Source organism: Yaniella halotolerans DSM 15476, from assembly GCF_000420805.1.
Lineage (GTDB): Bacteria > Actinomycetota > Actinomycetes > Actinomycetales > Micrococcaceae > Yaniella > Yaniella halotolerans.
Map to the genome: position 1 here is coordinate 143,080 of NZ_ATVQ01000003.1, position 12,285 is coordinate 155,364.

Here is a 12,285-nt window from a genome sequence, read left to right on the forward strand (position 1 = left end):
GCAAAAGCCCCGCACCATATGGTGCGGGGCTTTGTTGCTCATCCTTAGCTACTGCAGTGCTGGGTCGTGACTTCGTCTGGGTCGACATACTCCGCGACATACTCGCCTTGCTCATCCCACCGGCTAAAGTGCTGTTCAACCACGCCGTCTGTGAGTGCTTGTTCAAGAGCCGTCGATGTAGCTTCGCACTGGTCAGAGGCTATGCCAATCCAATATTCCCCGGAAGTCTGGAACTGATCCGGTAGCTCTTCGTCGCTAGCAGCAGCCAATTCATCCCACAGCACCATCTCGTAGGACTCAGCCGTTGAGGAGTTTTCGAGTAGCCCGGCCAACTGCACGTCGTCTGCAGCGATGGCGTCATAACGGCCAGAACGCATGCCTGTCTCACACGCGGACACTGTTTGCTGTGTCGTGTGATGCTCCCCCGGAAGTGCTTCACTATCAGCCAGGGAACCGGCTACGACACACACTGTGGCATCTTCAAGGGCTTCTAGGGAGCTTACAGTCCTGGTAGCAATGTGGTCTGGGCCCGTTTCGGCTTCTGAGCCCGAGCCCGATCGCACCAGCAAGCCTGCCTCGACCTTGAGATAGGGACCCACCCAGGCAATGTCGTCCTCGAGGTTTGTTCCGCTAATTTGGCCGATCACGAGGTCGAGTTCACCGGATGCTAGTTGTGTGGCCGACTGTGATCCCTCGGTGGCAACCCAGGTGACTTCCTCGGCTGAACTGATGACGCCCAGTTGCCGACTGAGATCCACTGCCAAGTCGACCTCAACACCAGTCACGTGTTCCGGATCGATACCGGAGATGAGGCCGGGTGCAGCAAGCGATATTCCGATAGTTGTTAGCGGCTGCTGTTCGGCGGTGGATGAATCCGGATCCCCTTCGGAGTTATCGCAACCCGTCAAGATCAAGATAGTGCCCAGTGCAGTTACCATGCTGGACAGCGCCCGAAAATTTTGCAGTCGTTTTTTAGCCACGATCAGACACTAGTCGAAAATCCCACGTGTTTTTGGGTCCCACAAGCAGGATAAACGACTTCGTGAGACAATAGAACTATGGGCGATGCAATATTGTTGATTGAAATTCTGGTGCTGGGCATACTCGTAATAGGATTCTTCGCAATGATTATGACCCGCGGAGATCGAGGCATGGTTGAACCACTTGCTGAGCCGCTGCCCTCATTACCTCCCGTAGTCCTACCCGAAGCACATGAAATTGCAGCCCAAGATATCAGCGACATTCGATTTGCTGTTGGACTTCGCGGTTACCGCACCGATCAGGTCGATCAGGTGCTTGAACGTCTGACCGTTGCAGTACAAGATCGCGATCAACAGATTTCCCAGCTGCAAGAAATGGTCGAGCGCCAACAGCATCAAACCAACGAATAAATGTCGGTGTTTTTCAAAAACCGCTTGCGTCACGGTCATGACGCGCCAGGAAAGGAACTGTAATGGCTGCTATGAAGCCCCGTACCGGTGAAGGCCCCATGGAAGTAGTTCGTCAACAACGCAAGCTCGTAATGCGTATACCAACCGACGGTGGGGGACGCCTCGTCGTCGAACTCAACGACGAGGAAGCTCAAGAACTCAAAGCTGCTCTATCAGGCGTTGTTTCAGCGACCTAAAAAACGCTAGTGCTTCGTCGCTAGTAAAAGACCGGTACCGGTTGGTACCAGTGTAGAGGTGCGCCATACTTTGGTATTGTCGCGCAGCTCATTGCCAATATCGCGTAACATCACGGTCGCGGCCTCGCGGACAGCAGGCTTTGGCACACGGTCTTGGTCCAAGGCGTCATGGATGATGATCATGCCACCGGAGCGGAGTAAACGCGCTGCTTCGGTGACATGGTACTCCAACAGCAGTGGGTCGGCATCGATAAACACTAAATCGTAGGCCCGGGCCGATAACTTGGGGAGAACGGTTCTGCCGCGCCCCGCGATGAGCCGGGTTGTAGAACTTGGATAGCCTTCGGCACCAAACACTTCGCGCGCAGCACGCTGTGCTTCAGCATCCGGGTCTAGCGTCGTCAAGACGGCACCATCGGGTGCACCACGCATCAGAGCTAAGCCAGACACCCCGGCACCGGTGCCGAGTTCGACCATGGTTTGTGGTCGAGCCGCCGCCGATAAGAGAGTCAGTAACGAGGCAGTGCCTTCAGAAATCGGCGTGATGCCAAGTTCTGCCGACCGATCGCGCGCCATCAACAACACGTCGTCCTCAACCGGACGCGCTTCAGCATAAGCCCAGCTTGCATGTTTGCCGGTCTGTTGGGGGCTCAGCGCCTTCATAAACTGTCTACTCCCGTGGGTCGTAATCATGTGCACCTAGTCTGCACACTTCATTGTAGAGGTAGCGACCACCTATATCCGCTTCATGAGAAACAACCACCAATATTTCAGAATATTCTCAGGATCATTTGTGACAATGAAAGAACAACAGTTTTGAAATGAATCATTGAATCGACCATGGAAGCAAGGATATGTTGAATGAGTAGAAGTGCTCCCAGCTTCTCTTTTCATCCACGCTCCAAGTTCGACGCGTTCTTAGAAGGTCAGCTGTCGGCATCAGGCGACAAACGAATGCGTGCACACTTGGCAGTGTGCACCAGTTGCGCTGAGGAAGTAGAACAGCGGTCATCCGCGCTTTCTGTGACTCAGCAGCTCGACCGCATTTCGAACACAGCTCAACCAGAAACCCCGGCGACAAGCCCACATTTTGTGCCAGCCCAGCCCGCAGTGATGGAGTCTTCTGGAGTGTCCGGATGGAAGTTCGTTGCAGGAGCTAGCATCGTTGGCCTAGTTGTTGTCGGATTGGTCTTGAGTTTATGGATCCTCGGCGGTAGTCAGAGTGCCATTGATAATGCAAACTCTGGTGCGCCGGCGCTCGTCCCCGAAGACGTTGAAATCGTCCAAGCTGACCCGCAGGAACTTATCCGGCCGACTCCAAGCGATGACTCGACCGAAGTTCCAGAGGATTTTAATTCCCCGAGCGCAGAACTTTCCTATAGCAGTGCCCCGCTGGGTATTGATGGTACGCCTGTCCAACTGAATTCCGTCAGCGAACTGCGTTCAGCAGGTTGGACGATTCCACAGTTTCAGGCGCTCGGCATGAGTTTTGAATCTGCGGTCGTTGACGAAGAAGGCAACCAGGTCAACGTCGTCTCGTTATTTAACGGTTCGTCAGTCAATGCCGAAGACCAAACTGTTGTCCGTGAATGCCGCGTGGAACAGGACGACGGTAGCGTTTCAGCATGTAATGCACTGGACTTCACCGACTCTGCGGCCGTTGAAGTTTCCCTGCCGGTGGCTGAAGACGTTTGGGTCTACACCTACCCCGATGGCTCATGGACCGCTTATATGGCTACCAATAAGTCCCAATATCGGGTCGATTCGACATCAGATTCCGACTACGCAGCCGGTATCATGTCCACGCTCTACGTGGAAGAAAAATCCCGGTTAAGTAGTGGCAGCTCCGATATGCGTGAAGGCGTTAGCCAACGCTTTGAACGCGGTGTTGATCGCCTCCTGGGTCGATAACCCAGCCCGAAGCGCCTGACAATATCTCTTTCGGGTAAGCTAGAGCCAGTATGAACATCTTCGGTATTAATGGTGGCGAGCTCATTGTCTTAATCGTGCTCGCCCTGATGCTGTTGGGACCAGAAAAGATCCCGCAATACCTGCGCACCCTGCGTGAATGGATCCACAAAGCACGCGTCTTTGCCGAAGGTGCAAAAGATCAATTCAAAGAAGAAACTGGCACCGATTTCGACGAGGTTGACTGGCAGAAATACGACCCTCGTCAGTATGACCCACGGCGTGTCATCCGTGAAGCACTCTCAGAACCGATAGAAGATATCGAAGCATCCATGAAGGATGCGAAAAATACTGTTCAAGATGCTGCAGATACCGTTACCCAAAAGCCCATAGCACGCCCTGCACTATCGCAGGCGGAGATCATGGCCGCTGCGGTGCCGATAGACCAGCTAGAACAACAGTCACAGTTCCCTGATCCTAGTCAGCCAAAACCGAGTGCCGACGCTGCACGGACCGAACCGCAGGAAGCAGATCAGCCGGTTCTAGAGAACCCGGTCGACCAGGTTGCCGCTGAAGACACCACGGAGCTAACAGCAGACAATGGGCCTGAAGCCCCAGCCGTTTTGGGAACACCCTTTGACGCCGAAGCAACCTAAGCTTGCTCTGTTAAGATGTTGAATGGCGAGGGGTAACCGGTAATTTTCGGCCGGATAATCCGCGCGGCGTGCTAGCCAGCTTTGCGACAATGTCACCAAGTGCCTGGCCTGCGCCCGAGGCAGGTGAGGTCACAATGGTGGGCGTGCCCTGCTCACTATCGGACCGCAGAACTGGATCAAGAGGGATGGATCCCAGTAAGGGAACGTCTTGCTCCAAGACGTGGGTCAGACGCTGGCTTACCGCTTGACCGCCGCCCGAACCAAACACCTCGATGGTCGTGCCATCGGGCAGCTGCATTGGTCCCATGTTTTCAATAACACCAGAAACCGGCTGATCAGTTTGCGTCGACAACTGACCTGCTCGAGCAGCCACCTGAGCTGCAGTGTGCTCCGGAGTCGTGATGACTAAGAGCTCCGCATTGGGGAGCAGCTGAGCCGTCGAAATAGCAATATCACCGGTACCCGGCGGCAGATCAATCAGAAGGACATCAAGATCACCCCAGTACACATCGGTGACAAACTGCTCTAACGCCCTGTGCAGCATGGGTCCACGCCAGGCCACCGGCTGATCGGTGTCCAAGAACATGCCGATGGACATGACCTTTACCCCGTATGCAACCGGCGGCATGATCAAGTCTTGGACCTTGGTTGGTTTCGTCGTAATGCCGAGTAGACCGGGTATCGAAAAACCGTGAATATCCGCATCAATAAGCCCAACCGACAGCCCCTGATCGGCGAGCCCAACCGCCAGATTTGCAGTGATGGTCGATTTGCCGACCCCGCCCTTGCCGGACGCGACAGCATAGATTTTGGTCAGCGACTCTTTACCGAAAGGATTTCTCGGACGATTTGCCGTCAGATTTTCCTGGAGCTCAACGCGCTGTTCCGGCGTCATCGAAGTAAGTCGAACACTGACCTCGCCATCCGTGACACGGCTAAGGGTTTTGGCAACGTCGTAATGAATCGTATCTTGCATAGGACAGCCGGCGATCGTCAACCGAATGACCACCGTAACGTCATCGGTTTCGGAGAACTCGACAGCCGAGACCATGCCCAGTGTTGTGATGGGCTGCCGGATTTCAGGGTCGATAACCGTGGCCAGCGCGCGCCAGGCCGCGATCTGTCCTTCTGACTCAGGTACTACGTCCGGAGCGAGAAGACCTGTGGGGTAGAGGTCGGTGGTGGTCATAGTCGTCAGTATTCTCCTTGCTCACAGCTCAAAGTGAGTGGTGTGGTGGAAAGTCTGGGCCACAGGGTAGAAAATGGAGCTATGAGTATGATTGGTCCTGGAGCACAAATTGGGTCGCCACTGCCGCAAGGACAGCTGGTCGGCAACTACCCGTCCTATGAAGCAGCGATGGCTGCGATAGATAAGGCGGTAGGAGCTGGCGTCGATCCGCGGTTTCTTTCTATCGTAGGACGTGATCTACGTTCGGTCTATCGATTGCGTCACCGGCCAAGCTACGCCGCAGTCGCAGGTCGAGGTGCGCTGCAAGGCGCCTTCTTTGGTTTGTTCATCGGCTTACTGATCAGCATGATGTCTGGCGGGCAAGACATGACCATGACGTTGGGCTCTACTGTGGTCATGGGTGCCGTGATCTGGGTGCTGTTCGGCGTGATCGGTGAGGTCATGCGTCGCAAACAACTCAAATACGCGGTTATTCCGTCAATGTCCGCTGTCTCCTACGACATCGTGGTCGATAACGCCGTTGCAAGCGAGGTGACTTCGGCGTTGGGCTCCCAGCCTAAGGGTCAAGCTCCAACGCCACCACCTGCGGCCGAGTCGCCAGCCCAGCCACCGGCACAACCTTCCGTAGACTCGTCCACATCGGTGCAAGAACCAGCCGAGTCGAACGACACCGAATCCTCACGGGGTATCCCAGATTTGCCGGATGGCCGCCCACAGTTTGGAGTGCGGGTCGACGAGTCTGCAGAACAGGAACCCAACGAGGATCCGGAGCGTGCAGAACAGGATTCCTCAGAGCAGCGCTAGGAGTTCCACACTTGCGCCATCCAGGACTCAATCTCCTGGACGGTGCGTGGCAGGTGTGCTGACAGGGACTCTGCACCGTCTTGGGTGACTAAGATATCGTCTTCAATGCGGACACCGATGCCACGGAATTCGGCCGGAATCGCCAGGTCCTCGTTCTTGAAGTACAGACCAGGTTCGATCGTGAAAATCATCCCGGGACGCAGCGGCGCATCGAGGTACATTTCCCGACGAGCCTGAGCACAATCGTGGACATCCAAACCCAGATGGTGTGACGTGCCGTGTGGCATCCATCGCCGATGTTGCTGACCTTCAGCCGAGAGCGCTTCCTCTACCGATACGGGCAAAATGCCCCAGTCGGATAAATGTTGAGCCAATACTTCCATGGCGGTCAGGTGAATATCACGGAAGAGTACCCCTGGCTTTGCCGCTGCCAGAGCTGCATCTGCTGCTTCCAGGACCGCGTTGTAAATCTTCGCCTGTATCTCAGTGAATGTGCCACTGACCGGCAGTGTGCGAGTGATGTCGGCGGTGTAGAGTGAATCCGCTTCAACGCCAGCATCGACCAGCACCAGATCGCCCTCTTTGACCTGACCGGTATTACGGATCCAGTGCAAGACCGTGGCGTTATTGCCGGCGGCCGCGATGGTGTCGTAGCCGAGATCGTTTCCTTCCAGGCGGGCACGAGCAAAGAACGCGGTTTCGATGACGCGTTCACCACGGTCATGTTTGGTGGCCTGGGGGATAGCACGCACGATGTCTTCGAAACCACGGATGGTTGACTCGACGGATCCGCACATTTCGGCGATCTCGTGCTCATCTTTAATAAGACGGAGCTCTGAAAGGAATTCCGCAAGTTCGCCGTCCAGGGCATCCGAGATTTCCAGATCGACCCCGGTATTAATCCGTGAAGTATCAACCAGTGCATCCATATTCTGATCGGTTTCGCGAACCAAACGAATCCGCGTGCCACCGATTTCCACAACCCCAGCATCAACCGTCACCGCATATTCCAACTCGGTGAGATCTTTGGTGGGCAGACCGGTGCGCTGATTGAGCTCCTTAAGCGTGGGGACCGGCCCAACCCAAAATTCACCGGTTTTGGTGTTGGAATAAAACTCTTCGGAATCACGGCCGGCTAGCGGGCGGAAGAACAACGTTGCTTCGTGGTTACTACCGTCGTCCCCGGAGCCCTCGGCTACCGGTTGCATCACGAGGACCGCTTCCGGCTCGTGGTCGACGCCAAGGCCCGTTAGATGCGCAAATGCTGAATGCGGACGGAAACGATAGTCAGTGTCATTGGAACGCACTTTAGGCGCGCCAGCTGGAATGACCAGACGATCCGTAGGGAATTGGCGTGATACGGCGGCACGACGCTGCGCCGCATAGGGAGCAGCTGCATCGGGCTGGAAGTCGATTGCTTCTACTTCTTGCCATTGTGAGCCCATGAAGGCTTTGAACGCATCTGAAGATGGTCGGTGGGACCGATTCTCGACGCGGTCTTGTAACGGTTGTTCCTGGGCAGGGTTATGTGAAGCATCAGATGGTTGAGTCATACTCATATCCTGCCACGATTGATTTGGGAGTCTATAAACAATCACTAAATTCGCGACAAGCTTGTGGAGAGCCGACGCGCTGGTGGGGTGCCGAGCAGAGCGAGTATCCCAGAATCACAGACCGCCTAGTAGACTGGCAAATTATGGCTTTCGACATGCACACTCATTCGCGTTTTTCGGATGGCACGACCTCGCCGACAGAGGTTGTTGAGTCGGCTGCGCAGACTGGTCTCTTGGGCGTGGCACTGACGGATCATGACACAACAGCCGGCTGGGAACCCGCCGAAGCGGCCGCAGCGCAGCACGGTATTGCCCTGATACGTGGCATGGAATTATCCACCGTGTCCGAGAACGGGGTGGCCGTCCATGTGCTGTCATATTTGCATGATCCCACTAATATTGATCTTCTCGCCGAAATAGCGAAGTCACGCAACGCCAGATATACCCGTGCTAAACGCATGACCGAACTGTTAGCCCAGGATTACCCGATTACTTGGGAACTGGTGAAACAACAGACCACAGTCGAGGCCACCATCGGCCGCCCCCACCTGGCTGATGCGTTAGTCAAGGTTGGTGCCGTGCCCAATAGATCTGCTGCTTTTGACTCGATTTTACGCGGCGGCTCAAAATACTATGTGCCACACTATGCGCCAGATCCGGTGCTGGGAGTTGAGCTGATCCGCGCTGCCGGGGGTGTGCCCGTCTTTGCTCATCCTGCGGCGAAGGTTCGTGGCAGGGTGGTTTCCGAACAGGTGTTCTATGACATGCTCGATGCCGGGTTAGCCGGGGTGGAAATTGAGCACCGTGATAACAGCGGTAGCGGGAAGGCCTGGTTACGAGAGTTTGCTGACGAGCATAATTTGCTGGTGACGGGATCATCGGACTATCACGGGGCAGGGAAGTCGAATAAACTCGGGGAGAACACCACGCCACGCCACATAGTGGAGGCTATTGAGGCCCAAGCTACCTCGGATTTCAAAGTGCTTTGGAACGGTAACTAAGCCCTGAAAACTTCGGCCTGGGGGAGTCGCTTGCTCATCACGTCGATGGCTTGTGGGTTCTGATCGACCAGGACATAGTTTCTGCCGAGTTGTGTTGCGGCAGCGCCTAACGTGCCGGAACCGGCAAAGAAATCAAAAACCCAGTCTCCGGGACGCGATGAGGCAGCAACCATACGCCGGACCAAACCAACGGGTTTCTGCGTTGGATAGCCCGTTTTTTCTTTGCCGGTGGGAGACACGATGGTATGCCACCACACATCGGTGGGCAGCTTACCGCGTTCGCGTTTTTCCTTGGTGACTAAACCCGGGGCCATATACGGTTCCCGATCAACCTCGTTTGAATCGAACCAATACTTTTTGGGGTCTTTCACATACACAAGGATGGTGTCGTGTTTGGCCGGCCAGCGACTGCGTGATCGGCCTCCATAGTCATACGCCCAGATGATTTCGTTGAGGAAGTGTTCTCGGCCAAAGATCATATCTAGCATGACCTTGGCGTAGTGGACCTCGCGATAGTCCAAGTGCAAATACAGTGTGCCGTCTTCGGCGAGGAGACGCCAGGCGTGTTCGATTCGGGGCTCTAAAAAGTCCCAATAGTTCGTGAACGCATCATCATAGGAAGCAAGCGCGCCGCGCAGCGTTTCGTATGAGTGTCCACCAAACCCCACCCGGTCGCCCTCGCCGTGGGCGACTCGAATGGTCTTGGTAGACGTCCGCTCCTGTGTACGCCCGGTGTTGAACGGTGGGTCAACATAAATCATGGTGACCGATTCATCCGGTACCGACGCTAAGAACTCAAGGTTGTCGGCCTGGATAATCTTATTTGCACCCGAGAATATCGTGGTCATGGGTTAGTTCGTCGACTCACCTTTGTCATTGCGGCTAACAACCTGACCGTTGCGACGACGGGTGCGGTTGCGACGGCGGCGTGGCTGCTGGTTGGACTGCTGGTCGTCACCTTGCTTCTCGGCTGCTGGTTTGCCTGAGCGGGTACGCTGACGCTGCCGACCTTGTCCGCCACCGCGATTGCCGCCTTTACCTGAGCGTTGACGTCCGCGTGACGACTGCTTGCGGCCGCGTTTATCTGGTCCACCGAGCTCTTCAGTATGTTCGGAGTCCAGACCTTCGCGGGTACGCTGAGCTTTCGGCAATCGGCCCTTTGTGCCTTCTGGGATATCCAGGTCTTCATACAGGTGTGGTGAAGCTGAATACGTTTCGATTGGCTCAACTTGCTCAATTTCCAGGGCCTGAGCAATCAGCTTCCAACGTGGCATGTCTTCCCAATCCACCAGGGTCACGGCAATGCCGGTGAGTCCAGCGCGACCGGTACGGCCAACACGGTGGAGGTAGGTTTTTTCATCGTCGGGTGCTTGGAAGTTGAACACGTGCGTTACTGCTTCCACATCGATCCCGCGGGCAGCCACATCGGTGGCTACGAGCACATCAATTTTGCCATTTCTAAACGCGCGGAGCGCTTGTTCGCGAGCGCCTTGTCCGAGGTCACCGTGGAGGGCACCGGCTGCGAAGCCGCGACGCTCGAGTTCCTCGGCCACCCGCGCGGCAGTACGCTTGGTGCGGGTGAAGATGATGGTCAGTCCGCGGCCACGTGCCTGCAGGGCACGGGCCAACAGCTCGTCTTTATCCATGTGGTGAGCACGGTAGACCAGCTGACGAATATCGCGTTTGACCAGCGAATCATCCTCGGGATCAGAGGCTGAGATATGGGTCGGCTGCACCATATAGCGACGAGCCATATTGATCACAGCTCCCGGCATGGTTGCCGAGAAGAGCATGGTCTGACGTTTTTCAGGCAGGGCCTGCAGCAGCGTCTCGACGTCTGGCAAGAAGCCCAGATCTAACATCTCATCGGCTTCGTCCAAGACGATGGTTTTGACCTGGTTCAGGTTGAGGTAACGCTGCTTCATGAGGTCGATGAGTCGACCGGGTGTACCAACAATCACATCGACGCCGCGTTGGAGTTCTGCGATTTGTGGTTCGTAGGCACGGCCACCATAGATGGACCCGATCCGTACCGACAATTTTTTGGCGGCATTTTCTAAGTCTTTGGAGACTTGGACTGCTAGTTCACGTGTTGGTGCCACGATCAGTGCCTGTGGTGCACCCGGTGATGCTAACTGGTCGTATCCTGCATCGTCTGGGCCGACGATGTGCTGCAGCACGGGTAGTCCGAAGCCCAGGGTTTTTCCGGTACCGGTTTTTGCTTGTCCGATGATGTCTTGGCCATCAAGTGCGATGGGCAACGTCATGGACTGGATGGGAAACGGCTGCTCAATACCTTGGTCTGCCAGCGCCTCAACGATACTGGGGCTTAAGTTAAAGTCTGCAAACGTTTCGTTGTGAGTATTTGTCACTATCGAGTAATTCCTTAATGATCGATGTTCAGCACAAGAGGTGTGCCTACGGAGCCGATCGTGGATAAGTCAAAAGCAACAGATACGCATTCACGTACGACCGGTCATCCTTCAGTGTAAGTCAGGGGATCCAAACATGTGGACCAGCATCCAAGTCTACCTTGTTAAAACAGAGTTGGTGTCGGTTAGCCAGCTACGAAACCAACACGGCGTGCACTAGCATCGCCAATTTCGACATAACCGAGCACACCAGCTGGCACAACAACGGTGCCGCCCTTGTTGTCAGTCAGTTCGAGGTTGGTGCCGTCGTTGACTGCGGCACGGACTTTTTCGGTAACGTCGTCTTTGGACATGTCGGTTTCAAACGCGATTTCACGAGCGACGTTCTGGATGCCAATACGAATTTCCACGGTTCTAGTCCTCCTAGAAAAACAATGAGTGGTAGCTTCAGTTCCACCACTCAGCTTAGATGAGATTATTGGGTGATTGGTTGAGGGGCGTCATCACTACGCTGATGGATTATTGGACAGATCAAATCCGATAGCGCCGTGTGCGACGAAGCGAAACGTATCTTCTACTGCAGCTTCCAGCGGGAGGCGTTCGCCACCCGACTCTTCGCCGACATAGTGTTCTGCCCAACGAACGGCCATGTAAATGACCACCGAGGCAATACCCCCGGCGATAAATTCGGAACTTGTTGGACTCAAGATCGAATTATCGAGCAGATACGGTGAGATGAACTCTACGAGCTCTTCGAGGAACTGTTTCTTACGATCTTCAAGCTCTGCCGGATTATCCATGGTCGTATCCAGGATCAAACGGTAGAGGCCACGTGGATCCGACGTAAATTCAAAGACACCGTAGACAGCTTGGTAAACCTGCTGTTCATCCGCGTCTTCGGCATCTGGGTCCACAGCCTTCATCCGCGAAGTAATGGCATCTCGTAGCGCATCAAATTCCACGTCAAGCAGCGTGAAATACAGGTCACGCTTATTATGGAAGTGTTGGTACAACACCGGTTTTGAGACAGAAGCGTGCAGCGCAACTTCATCCATGGTGGTGTGCGCATAACCGTGCTGGGCGAAGATATCTAGAGCAACTTCAATAAGCTGGGCGCGACGTTGTTCCCTGGTCATGCGAGTTGCTGATTTTTTGCTCTTTGGCATGCAGCACTC

Annotated in this window: 14 protein-coding genes; 6 read left to right on the forward strand and 8 right to left on the reverse strand. The window is 55.1% G+C overall.

Annotated elements, in window-relative coordinates:
* Positions 1-44: 44 nt before the first annotated feature.
* Positions 45-980 carry a transporter substrate-binding domain-containing protein gene (locus G583_RS0110530; protein ID WP_022871143.1) on the reverse strand — a complete coding sequence of 312 codons (936 nt, stop codon included), beginning with the start codon at positions 978-980 and terminating at the stop codon, positions 45-47.
* A gap of 78 nt (positions 981-1,058) precedes the next feature.
* On the opposite strand from G583_RS0110530, the gene G583_RS15600 reads away from it, so the two are divergent.
* Together G583_RS15600 and G583_RS16635 are read left to right on the forward strand one after the other, a co-directional pair.
* On the forward strand, positions 1,059-1,391 hold the full coding sequence (locus G583_RS15600) for a DivIVA domain-containing protein (protein ID WP_022871144.1): 333 nt from the start codon (positions 1,059-1,061) through the stop codon (positions 1,389-1,391).
* 62 nt (positions 1,392-1,453) lie between these two features.
* Positions 1,454-1,627 carry a DUF3117 domain-containing protein gene (locus G583_RS16635; protein ID WP_022871145.1) on the forward strand — a complete coding sequence of 58 codons (174 nt, stop codon included), beginning with the start codon at positions 1,454-1,456 and terminating at the stop codon, positions 1,625-1,627.
* A 6-nt stretch (positions 1,628-1,633) separates the two neighbouring features.
* Here the strand turns inward: G583_RS16635 and G583_RS0110545 are convergent, their stop codons facing one another.
* Entirely contained in the window at positions 1,634-2,320 is a 687-nt protein-coding gene (locus tag G583_RS0110545; RefSeq protein ID WP_407635168.1) for an O-methyltransferase, read from the reverse strand.
* 168 nt (positions 2,321-2,488) lie between these two features.
* Here G583_RS0110545 and G583_RS0110550 point away from each other — a divergent pair, with 168 nt between their 5' ends.
* Both G583_RS0110550 and G583_RS16420 read left to right on the forward strand, forming a co-directional pair.
* The gene (locus G583_RS0110550) at positions 2,489-3,538 is read left to right on the forward strand and encodes an anti-sigma factor family protein (protein WP_022871147.1); all 1,050 of its coding nucleotides are present in this window, start codon (positions 2,489-2,491) and stop codon (positions 3,536-3,538) included.
* Between the two features lie 50 nt (positions 3,539-3,588).
* Positions 3,589-4,191, forward strand: a complete 603-nt coding sequence (locus tag G583_RS16420; RefSeq protein WP_022871148.1) for a Sec-independent protein translocase family protein — start codon at positions 3,589-3,591, stop codon at positions 4,189-4,191.
* 10 nt (positions 4,192-4,201) lie between these two features.
* Here the strand turns inward: G583_RS16420 and G583_RS0110560 are convergent, their stop codons facing one another.
* The gene (locus G583_RS0110560) at positions 4,202-5,380 is read right to left on the reverse strand and encodes an Mrp/NBP35 family ATP-binding protein (protein WP_022871149.1); all 1,179 of its coding nucleotides are present in this window, start codon (positions 5,378-5,380) and stop codon (positions 4,202-4,204) included.
* 81 nt (positions 5,381-5,461) lie between these two features.
* Between G583_RS0110560 and G583_RS0110565 the strand changes: the two genes are divergently transcribed.
* A complete protein-coding gene (locus tag G583_RS0110565; protein WP_156832103.1) occupies positions 5,462-6,184 on the forward strand; it encodes a general stress protein in 723 nt (240 codons plus the stop codon).
* On the opposite strand, the gene G583_RS0110570 is transcribed toward G583_RS0110565, so the two are convergent.
* Positions 6,181-7,737, reverse strand: coding sequence for an aminopeptidase P family protein (locus G583_RS0110570; protein WP_022871151.1), 1,557 nt, complete (start codon positions 7,735-7,737; stop codon positions 6,181-6,183). The genes G583_RS0110565 and G583_RS0110570 overlap by 4 nt on opposite strands.
* Before the next feature lie 143 nt (positions 7,738-7,880).
* Here G583_RS0110570 and G583_RS0110575 point away from each other — a divergent pair, with 143 nt between their 5' ends.
* On the forward strand, positions 7,881-8,738 hold the full coding sequence (locus tag G583_RS0110575) for a PHP domain-containing protein (protein WP_022871152.1): 858 nt from the start codon (positions 7,881-7,883) through the stop codon (positions 8,736-8,738).
* Here G583_RS0110575 and G583_RS0110580 read toward each other — a convergent pair.
* The 4 genes from G583_RS0110580 to G583_RS16425 form a co-directional block, all read right to left on the reverse strand.
* Positions 8,735-9,586 carry a DNA-methyltransferase gene (locus tag G583_RS0110580; RefSeq protein WP_022871153.1) on the reverse strand — a complete coding sequence of 284 codons (852 nt, stop codon included), beginning with the start codon at positions 9,584-9,586 and terminating at the stop codon, positions 8,735-8,737. The genes G583_RS0110575 and G583_RS0110580 overlap by 4 nt on opposite strands.
* Positions 9,587-9,589: 3 nt before the next feature.
* A complete protein-coding gene (locus tag G583_RS15610) occupies positions 9,590-11,110 on the reverse strand; it encodes a DEAD/DEAH box helicase (RefSeq protein ID WP_022871154.1) in 1,521 nt (506 codons plus the stop codon).
* Between the two features lie 185 nt (positions 11,111-11,295).
* Positions 11,296-11,520: a DUF3107 domain-containing protein gene (locus G583_RS0110590; protein WP_022871155.1), complete on the reverse strand. Its 225-nt coding sequence runs from the start codon at positions 11,518-11,520 to the stop codon at positions 11,296-11,298.
* 96 nt (positions 11,521-11,616) lie between these two features.
* On the reverse strand, positions 11,617-12,276 hold the full coding sequence (locus G583_RS16425) for a TetR/AcrR family transcriptional regulator (protein ID WP_022871156.1): 660 nt from the start codon (positions 12,274-12,276) through the stop codon (positions 11,617-11,619).
* Positions 12,277-12,285 lie beyond the last annotated feature (9 nt).